General features: G+C 71.6%; 8 protein-coding genes. 7 read left to right on the forward strand and 1 reads right to left on the reverse strand.

Features of this window, described 5'->3' with window-relative positions:
- The 4 genes from AOJ26_RS21160 to AOJ26_RS21175 form a co-directional block, all read left to right on the forward strand.
- Positions 1-792 (forward strand): ABC transporter ATP-binding protein (locus AOJ26_RS21160; protein WP_159044348.1); only part of this gene is annotated, 792 nt, incomplete at its 5' end.
- Complete coding sequence (locus AOJ26_RS21165) at positions 789-1,655, forward strand: ABC transporter permease (RefSeq protein ID WP_053849899.1); 867 nt, start codon at positions 789-791, stop codon at positions 1,653-1,655. The genes AOJ26_RS21160 and AOJ26_RS21165, both read left to right, overlap by 4 nt.
- Positions 1,656-1,829: 174 nt before the next feature.
- On the forward strand, positions 1,830-3,326 hold the full coding sequence (locus AOJ26_RS21170) for a vWA domain-containing protein (protein ID WP_234358634.1): 1,497 nt from the start codon (positions 1,830-1,832) through the stop codon (positions 3,324-3,326).
- A 72-nt stretch (positions 3,327-3,398) separates the two neighbouring features.
- Complete coding sequence (locus AOJ26_RS21175) at positions 3,399-5,309, forward strand: AMP-dependent synthetase/ligase (protein ID WP_053849901.1); 1,911 nt, start codon at positions 3,399-3,401, stop codon at positions 5,307-5,309.
- Between the two features lie 61 nt (positions 5,310-5,370).
- Here AOJ26_RS21175 and AOJ26_RS21180 read toward each other — a convergent pair whose 3' ends face one another.
- Positions 5,371-5,769, reverse strand: coding sequence for a rodlin (locus tag AOJ26_RS21180; RefSeq protein WP_053849902.1), 399 nt, complete (start codon positions 5,767-5,769; stop codon positions 5,371-5,373).
- 250 nt (positions 5,770-6,019) lie between these two features.
- Here AOJ26_RS21180 and AOJ26_RS21185 point away from each other — a divergent pair, with 250 nt between their 5' ends.
- From AOJ26_RS21185 to AOJ26_RS42040, 3 genes are all read left to right on the forward strand, one after another.
- Positions 6,020-6,412, forward strand: a complete 393-nt coding sequence (locus tag AOJ26_RS21185; RefSeq protein ID WP_053849903.1) for a rodlin — start codon at positions 6,020-6,022, stop codon at positions 6,410-6,412.
- Positions 6,413-6,673: 261 nt separating this feature from the next.
- Positions 6,674-6,901, forward strand: a complete 228-nt coding sequence (locus tag AOJ26_RS21190) for a chaplin (RefSeq protein WP_053849904.1) — start codon at positions 6,674-6,676, stop codon at positions 6,899-6,901.
- A 104-nt stretch (positions 6,902-7,005) separates the two neighbouring features.
- The gene (locus AOJ26_RS42040) at positions 7,006-7,896 is read left to right on the forward strand and encodes a chaplin (protein ID WP_078959985.1); all 891 of its coding nucleotides are present in this window, start codon (positions 7,006-7,008) and stop codon (positions 7,894-7,896) included.
- The last annotated feature ends 125 nt before the right edge of the window (positions 7,897-8,021 follow it).

Below are 8,021 nucleotides of genomic sequence, written 5' to 3' on the forward strand. Positions count from 1 at the left end.
GCGGGCAAGACGACCACCCTGCGCATGCTGATGGGCCTGATCAGGCCGGACGGCGGCGAGGTCCGCGTCTTCGGCCACGCCATCGCGCCCGGCGCCCCCGTGCTCTCCCGCGTCGGCGCCTTCGTCGAGGGCGCGGGCTTCCTCCCGCACCTGTCCGGCCGGGAGAACCTGGAGCTGTACTGGCAGGCCACCGGCCGGCCCCCCGAGGACGCCCACATGGACGAGGCGCTGGAGATCGCCGGACTCGGCGACGCGCTGTCCCGCGCGGTCCGCACCTACTCCCAGGGCATGCGCCAGCGCCTGGCCATCGCCCAGGCCATGCTGGGCCTGCCGGACCTGCTCATCCTCGACGAACCCACCAACGGCCTCGACCCGCCTCAGATCCGCGAGATGCGCGAGGTGATGATCCGCTACGCGGCCGCCGGGCGCACGGTCATCGTCTCCAGCCACCTCCTCTCCGAGGTCGAGCAGTCCTGCACCCACCTCGTGGTCATGGACCACGGCCGACTCGTCCAGGCGGGCCCGGTCGGCGAGATCGTCGGCTCCGGCGACACCCTCCTGGTCGGCACGGCCGTACCGGTCGAGGAGCCCGTGGCCGGGAAGGTGGCGGCCCTGCCGGGCGTGGCCTCGGCGGTCACCACCGACGGCGGCCTCCTCGTACGGCTCGACGCCGACGGCAGTGCGGCCCGCCTGGTCGCCGAACTCGTCCGGCTGGAGGTCCCCGTGGAGTCGGTGGGCCCGCACCGCCGCCTGGAGGACGCCTTCCTCACCCTGATCGGAGACTCCGCATGAGCACCACGCCGACCGAGCGCGCGGAGGTCGCCGACGGATACCGCGCGGGCCGTACGCTGCCGGTCCGCGTCGAGCTGGTACGGCAGTTGAAGCGCCGCCGCACCCTCGTCATGTTCGGCATCCTGGTCGCCCTGCCCTTCGTCCTGCTGATCGCCTTCCAGCTGGGCGGCGGACCGGGCTCGGGCAACACCCGCGTCAACCTGATGGACACGGCGACGGTGTCCGGGGCGAACTTCGCCGCGGTGAACCTCTTCGCCTCCGCGGGTTTCCTGCTGGTCGTCCCGGTCGCGCTGTTCTGCGGGGACACGGTCGCCTCGGAGGCGAGCTGGTCCTCCCTGCGCTATCTGCTCGCGGCCCCCGTGCCGAGAGCCCGTCTGCTGTGGTCCAAGCTCGTCGTCGGCCTCATGCTCAGTCTGGCCGCGATGCTGCTGCTCCCGCTGGTCGCCCTCGCGGTCGGCACGGCCGCCTACGGCTGGGGTCCGCTCCAGCTCCCCACCGGCGGCGCGCTGGAGGCGGGCACGGCGGCCCAGCGCCTGCTGATCACGGTGGCGTACATCTTCGTCTCCCAACTCGTCACCGCCGCCCTCGCGTTCTGGCTCTCCACCCGCACCGACGCCCCGCTCGGCGCGGTCGGCGGGGCGGTCGGCCTGACCATCGTCGGCAATGTGCTGGACCAGGTGACGGCCCTCGGCGACTGGCGGGACTTCCTCCCCTCGCACTGGCAGTACGCCTGGCTGGACGCCGTACAGCCCTCGTTGCAGTGGTCCGACATGATCCAGGGCACCTCCCTGTCGATAACGCTCGCCCTGGTGCTGTTCGCCCTGGCCTTCCGGGGTTTCGCCCGCAAGGACGTGGTCTCCTAGGTCAACGGAAGATCTCCCCCCGGTCTCGACAGGCCCTCTCCGTGCCCCCTTCGAGACCCATCCGCAACGCTCCGTGGCGCACGTTCCGGCCCCCCGGCCCGTCACAGTCGCAGAAGCCGACGTCAACAGGCCCAGGGGGTACGGACGATGGAGCGACAGCGGACACGACAGGTGATGCTCGCCCTCACACTGGCGGGCGGCCTGCTGCTCACCGGGTGCAGCGGGGGTGACGACGGGGGGAGGAGCACCGCCGACAGCGCGAAGGACGGCTCGTACGACTCGGGCTTCCCGGCCCCCGACCAGCCCGAGGGGGAACAGGGTCACGAGGAGTCCCGCGACCAGGACTCCCCGGAACGGGAGTCACCCGACCACCTCTCCACCTTCGCCCTCGACGTCGACACCGCCTCCTACGGCTACGCCCGCCGCACCCTCGCCGAGGGCCGCCGCCCCGACCCCTCGACGATCCGCCCCGAGGAGTTCGTCAACAGCTTCCGCCAGGACTACGACCGCCCCGACGGCAACGGCTTCACGGTCACCGTCGACGGCGCCCGCACCGACCGCGACGACTGGTCCCTGGTCCGCGTGGGCCTGGCCACGAGGAGCGCCGCCGAGGAGTCGGAACGCCCGCCCGCCGCCCTGACCTTCGTCATCGACATCTCCGGCTCCATGGCCGAGCCCGGCCGCCTCGACCTCGCCCGGCACTCCCTCGACACCATGACGGAACGGCTGCGCGACGACGACTCGGTCGCCCTCGTCACCTTCAGCGACCAGGCCGAGACGGTCCTGCCGATGACCCGCCTCGGCGGCCACCGCGACCGCGTCCACGAGGCGGTCGACAGCCTGGAGCCGACGTACTCCACCAACCTCGGCGCGGGCGTCGAGACAGGCTACGAGACCGCCGTCGAGGGCCTGCGCGAGGGCGCCACCAACCGGGTCGTCCTCATCTCCGACGCCCTCGCCAACGACGGCGAGACCGACCCCGACGCCATCCTCGACCGCATCGACACCGCCCGCCGCGAGCACGGCATCACCCTCTTCGGCGTCGGCGTCGGCAGCGACTACGGCGACGCCCTCATGGAACGCCTCGCCGACAAGGGCGACGGCCACACCGTCTACGTCTCCGGCGACGACGCCGAGAAGGTCTTCTGCGAACAGCTCCCGCAGAACATCGACCTGACCGCCCGCGACGCCAAGGCCCAGGTCGCCTTCGACCCCGAGACGGTCGCCTCCTTCCGCCTCGTGGGCTACGACAACCGCCGCGTCGCCGACGACGACTTCCGCGACGACCGCGTGGACGGCGGCGAGGTCGGCCCCGGCCACACGGTCACCGCGCTCTACGCGGTCCGCACCAGGCCCGGCGCCGACGGGCACCTCGCCACGGCCACCGTCCGCTGGCAGGACCCGAAGACCCGGGCCCCGCACGAGAAGTCGGCCGGCCTGGAGACCTTCGACGACTCGCTGCGGGACGCGGACCCCCGCTTCCAGGTCGACGCGGTGGCCGCCTACTTCGCCGACGCCCTCCGGGACGGCTACGCGGAGGACCGGCTGCCGGGACGCCCGTCGATGCGTGAACTGGCGGACTGGGCGGACGACTTGGCGGGCCGCACCGAGGACCCCGCGGTAGGGCAGCTCGCCGACACCATCCGCCGGGCCCGGCACCTCGAGGACTGACGCCCGCCCCATTGACCTTTTCTTACTTCAGAGTAAGTTAGCGGCCCAGTCGGAGCCGACCGGGGAGCCACCATGGGCGTACGCAGGGATCTGAAGAGGGCGAAACACCTGGCGGGCCGGACCAGGGTCGAGATCGTCAGGGACGAGAACGGTGTCGTACGGGAGGCCCGCACACCGCCCCTCGCCCCGCCCCCGACCACGGGCAGCCTCGCCGACCTCCCCTTCACCAACGCCACCGAGGCCCCCGACACGGTGGTCCTGCACCGCCGGGACGGGACGGCATGGCAACCGGTCACCGCCCGGCGGTTCGCCGACGAAGTCACCGCCGTGGCGAAGGGGTTGATCGCCGAAGGACTCGAACCGGGCGGCCGGGTCGCGGTGATGTCCCGCACCCGCTACGAGTGGACCCTCCTGGACTTCGCGATCTGGGCGGCCGGTGGCCAGACGGTCCCCGTCTACGCCACCTCCTCGGCCCAGCAGGTGGAGTGGATCGTCCGGGACTCCGGGGTGCGCCACTTCTTCGTGGAGACCGACGACAACCTGAGGACCGCGACCGCCGCCGACCACCCCTCACCCGACCCGGTGCGGTACTTCCGGATCGACGGCCACGACCTGGCCGCCCTCAGGGCCAAGGGGCTCGACGTCCCCGACGAGGAGGTCACCAAGCGCCGCGCCGCCCTGACCCCCGACACCATCGCCACCGTCTGCTACACCTCCGGCACCACCGGCCGCCCCAAGGGCTGCGTCCTGACCCACGCCAACCTGCACGCCGAGGCCGCGAACACGGTCGAGCTGCTCCACCCCATCTTCAAGGAGGTCACCGACCAGACAGCCTCGACCCTGCTGTTCCTCCCGCTCGCCCACATCATGGGCCGCACGCTCCAGATCGCCTGTCTGATGGCCCGCATCGAGATCGGCCACGGCCCGAGCATCAAGCCCGACGAACTGCGGCCCGCGCTCAAGGAGTTCCGCCCGACCTTCCTGGTCGGCGTGCCGTACCTCTTCGAGAAGATCCACGCCACCGGCCGCGCCACCGCCGAGAAGATGGGCCGCGCCGCCTCCTTCGACCGCGCCCACCGCGTCGGCGTCCGCTTCGGCGCGGCGTACCTGGACAAGTTCCTCGGCCGCGGCAAGGGGCCTGGCCCCGGCCTCTACGCCGCCTGGGGCCTGTACGACCTGCTGGTCTACCGCCGTATCCGCAAGGAGCTCGGCGGCCGCACGCGCTACGCCATCAGCGGCGGCTCACCCCTGGACCGCGAGCTCAACCTGTTCTTCGCCGCGGCCGGGATCATCGTCTACGAGGGCTACGGCCTCACCGAGACCAGCGCCGCCGCCACCATCGTCCCGCCCCTCGCCCCGCGCCCCGGCACGGTCGGACAGCCGATCCCCGGCACCGCGATCCGCATCGCCGGCGACGGCGAGGTCCTCGTCAAGGGCGGCGTCGTCTTCGGCGCCTACTGGAACAACCCCGGGGCCACCGACGCCGTCCTGAAGGACGAGTGGTTCGCCACCGGCGACCTCGGCGCCCTCGACGAGGACGGCTACCTCACCATCACCGGCCGCAAGAAGGACCTCCTCGTCACCTCCGGCGGCAAGAACGTCTCCCCGGCCGTCCTGGAGGACCGCCTGCGCAGCCAGGCCCCCGTCGGCCAGTGCCTGGTCGTCGGCGACAACCGCCCCTTCGTCGCCGCCCTGATCACCCTCGACCCCGAGGCGATGGCCCACTGGCTGTCGGTGCGCGGACTGCCCGCCGACACCCCGCACTCGGAACTCGTCGAGGACGAACGGCTGCGCGCCGACATCCAGAAGGCCGTCGACCACGCCAACGCGGCCGTCTCCCGCGCCGAGTCGATCCGCGCCTTCCGGCTCGTCGAGGGGGAGTTCACCGAGGACAACGGCATGCTCACCCCGTCCCTGAAGGTCAAGCGGCACGTGGTGACGGCGGCCTACGCGCAGGAGATCGAGGCGCTGTACCGGCGCTGACACGCCGAAGGGGCCGCCGAGATGCTCGGCGGCCCCTTCGGCCCTGACCGGAGGACCGGGATCAGTGACCGGCCTCTTCGCTGGTGGACAGGATCGACACGTCCTCCAGCAGGTGGGCCAGCGCACCGTCCCGCTTGGCCTGGGTCGAGTTCTCCGCACACTGCTGGGTCTGCTGGTCCGACAGGATCGGCACGTCCTGGACGTTGACGACCTGGAGCACACCGATGGGCAGGTCGCTGACGGCGATGCAGGGCTTGTTGAAGGAACCCTGGATCAGCGCCATCTGCGGGCTCATGTTCCCGTAGGTGCTCGAGTTGCCGAAGCTCTGCCACGAGCCGTTGCCGTTCGCCGCGGTCGGCCCCTGGTCGTTGCCGATCGCGAGTGCCTGCGGAGCCGCGGCGGCGGAGGCACCCACGGCGGACGCGGCGATCGCCGCGGTGGCAACAATCTTCTTGATCACTGGCCAGTCCTTTCTCAGGAAGCCCCGTGGACCGGAGCGTTCTGGCTAACTGCGGGCCCGCGAGGAGGTTTCTCCCGTTCACTCCGACGGCCGATAGCGCGGAGCACCCGGGAGCCCCGCCGGAACCAGGCCCCGGACGGGTCCCCATGACGGCGATACGGCCAAAGGGGTGAACGCCCGCAACCATTCCGCACGTGCCGGGTTGATGTGGCCGTAGGGCATTGTGTCGCTACGAGGAAAGGAACGCGAAGTGCTTAAGAAGGCAATGGCCGCCGCGGCGGCCGCCGCTTCTGTCGTCGGAATGTCGGTGGCGGCAGCTCCGACGGCGCTTGCCATCGGCAACGACAACGGACCGACCGTGCAGAACGGTAACGGCGCCACGTCGTCGTTCGGCAATTCGGCGACCAAGGGTGACATGAGCCCCCAGCTCTCGCTGGTCCAGGGCACGCTCAACAAGCCGTGCCTCGGCCTGAGCGACACCAACGTCGGCGTCCTGCAGATCGTCAACGTCCAGGACGTCCCGATCCTGTCGGACCAGCTCACCCAGCAGTGCAGCGACAACTCCACCCAGTCCAAGCGGGACGGCGCCCTGTCGCACGTTCTCGAGGACCTGTCGGTTCTGTCGGCCAACGCCGAGGAGTAGGTCGCATCCGACCGAACGGACGGCCCGCAGGAATGTCTGCGGGCCGTCCGGGTTTTTGTGCGCGTCTTTTCGCCGCGCGGTCGAGGGAAATGAGTGACGGTGCAGGGCAATCGAGTGAATTCTCCCGCGCCACGCGTTCGGTAGTTTCTCCGACGGCTATCCCTCGTTCTACAGCCTGCAGGTCATGGCGCGAGCCGCTCCGTCTGTGCTCGCTCGGTCACACGCCGACAAAGGGGCATGACCGCAGAGAAGGGAAATCTCATGAAGAAGACCGCCGCTGTCGCCGCGGGCGTGATCATGGCCTTCGGCGTGGCCGCCCCGGCCTTCGCGGACTCCGGAGCTCAGGGTGCCGCCGTCGGTTCCCCGGGCGTGCTCTCCGGCAACGTGGTCCAGGTGCCCATCCACGTTCCGATCAACGTGTGCGGCAACACGATCAACGTCATCGGTGCGCTGAACCCGGCGTTCGGCAACGCGTGCGTGAACGACTGACCGCGTAACGACTCAGCCGTACCGGCTGTCTTGGCCGGCCCTGGACCGCTCGATGCCGTCCGGGGCCGGCTTTTCCCACTTCTACAAGCAGGAAGACAACGAGATTGCGACAGACCCTGAGTAGGGGAATGGTCGCGGCCGCCGCCGCGACAAGCATTCTGTCCCTGTGCAGCAGCCCTGTCCTCGCCGACACGCACACGAGCGGGGTCGCCACGGATTCGCCCGGCGTCCTGTCCGGCGACAACGCGGCGGCGCCCGTCGAGGTGCCGGTCAACGCCTGCGGCGACTCCGTCGACGTGGTCGCCGGGCTCAATCCGGCCTTCGCCAACTCCTGTGCCGACGTGCCGGGTTCGGGCAAGCACGGCTCACGCGGCCCGCGGCACGGCGACGACGGTCCCGGTCACGGCGACTCCGGGCACCAGGGGGACGGCGGGTACGGGGACGACTCCGGGGAGGAGGAGGGCGGCGGCTACGGCGACCACACGCCGCCTCCGGGCGGCCACCACACGCCCCCGCCGGACGACCACACGCCTCCGCCCGGTGGGCACACTCCGCCTCCCGGTGGGGAGCACACCCCTCCGCCCGGGGACCATCACACGCCTCCGCCGGGTGACCACACACCACCTCCCGGCGGGGAGCACACTCCTCCGCCCGGTGGTGAGCACACTCCTCCGCCCGGTGGTGAGCACACTCCGCCTCCCGGTGGCGAGCACACGCCTCCTCCCGGTGGGCACACGCCTCCTCCTGGCGGCGAGCACACGCCCCCGCCCGGTGGCGAGCACACTCCGCCTCCCGGTGGGCACACTCCGCCTCCCGGTGGTGAGCACACCCCTCCGCCCGGTGGGCACACGCCTCCCGGTGGGCACCACACATCTCCGCCCGAGCTGCCGCACACCGGTGCCGAGGCCATGCTGGCCGCTTCCGGTGCCAGTGCCGCGATGATCGTGGGCGGGGTCGTGCTGTACCGCCGCGGCCGAGCCGCCTCCCGCCGCTAGCGCGCCGGGTGCCGGACCGTCGACGTCCGGCACCCGCGCGCCAGCCGCGCGAGCGCCGACGCCGTCAGCCGCGCGCACCCGTCGGCGCCCCGCTGTGCCCCCGCCGCCCCGGCGCCGGGACCGCC

Source organism: Streptomyces sp. NRRL B-24085, from assembly GCF_001282115.1.
Taxonomy (GTDB): Bacteria; Actinomycetota; Actinomycetes; order Streptomycetales; family Streptomycetaceae; genus Streptomyces.

What these genes read in the sequence shown, in the direction of transcription:
- AOJ26_RS21165 (WP_053849899.1), top strand. Translation starts at nt 789, where the DNA reads ATGAGCACCACGCCGACCGAGCGCGCGGAGGTCGCCGACGGATACCGC.
- AOJ26_RS21170 (WP_234358634.1), top strand. Translation starts at nt 1,830, where the DNA reads ATGCTCGCCCTCACACTGGCGGGCGGCCTGCTGCTCACCGGGTGCAGC.
- AOJ26_RS21175 (WP_053849901.1), top strand. Translation starts at nt 3,399, where the DNA reads ATGGGCGTACGCAGGGATCTGAAGAGGGCGAAACACCTGGCGGGCCGG.
- AOJ26_RS21190 (WP_053849904.1), top strand. Translation starts at nt 6,674, where the DNA reads ATGAAGAAGACCGCCGCTGTCGCCGCGGGCGTGATCATGGCCTTCGGC.